Source organism: Lactobacillus sp. C449L, from assembly GCF_059900815.1.
Map to the genome: position 1 here is coordinate 1 of NZ_JBWXGA010000013.1, position 959 is coordinate 959.

The 959-nt window shown below is 57.7% G+C and carries 1 protein-coding gene; it reads right to left on the reverse strand.

All coding sequences use genetic code 11. The features are described from left to right. A partial coding sequence (locus AC2JF9_RS07970; protein ID WP_500726733.1) for a hypothetical protein occupies positions 1–959 on the reverse strand: 959 nt, incomplete at both ends.

Genomic DNA, 959 nt, shown 5'->3' on the forward strand with positions numbered 1-959 from the left:
CTTCATGCGCCGAACTCAGATAACTGAAGAAGCGCTCACATTGTTTGTAGGCTTTGAGTACCAAGTCCTGAACGGACTGAGCGTGGCGGCCGAAATCAAGTGCTGGCGATGCGATGGTCGCAGCCGCGCCTGCCTTGGCTTCAACCAGGAACAGCACGTCATCGACCAGGATAAGGGTGTCGTTTTCGGACCACTGCTTGCTGGCAGGGTCTTTGTAATAGACCTCTTGAAAAACCGTGGCTCGGGGAAGCTGGGTGGCCAGAATGTCGGCGAAGGCAGCTTCGCTCATCCTCTTCTGCCGATCCTCAAAAGTTTTCTTGTAGTCCGGTTTTCGCTGCAGGAGGTTGTAGAGAAGCGCACGATACCCAGCGTCGCGGGTGAAGCACGGGTCGATGGCGTAGTAGTCCGGCCCAAGCTGAATTAGGGGCTTCTTTCTGGCAGGCAGTGTCCGGTAGGGTGTCCCCGAAAAATCGCCCGCTGCAAAAAATTCGGTTTCTTCTCCGCGGCGGTACGCCAAATCCGCCAACAGTGTCGGCGGTAGCGTAGTGTGTCGACTCACGTTGGCAATCCCGCCCCGAAACATGTCATCCATCGCCCGCCCGGCGGCTTTCGACTGTTCCGCATTGGCCGCAATCCATGCCTCCATGACGTCTTCCAGAGGCTTGTCCTGTGCCGCAGCGAAGGCCTGTGCCGCCTCAAACTGCTTGATCATCTCCATGATGGCGTCGGCATGCCCAGAACGCGTGGCGTCAGCCATGGCCTGGAAGCCTTCCGCGATATCGGCGGCGTCGACGCCGTACACTTCTTTCAGGACATCATTGTGAGGTGTCAGAACGTAGCGGTAGAACTCGCCTTCCAAGACTTGGTAGCGGTTTCCGCGTAGCATGACCCAGGTGGATTTCGCGCGGAACTCAATGTCAGCCGTGTCGGGACCAAAGATGCCTTCCTTGGTATCGGCG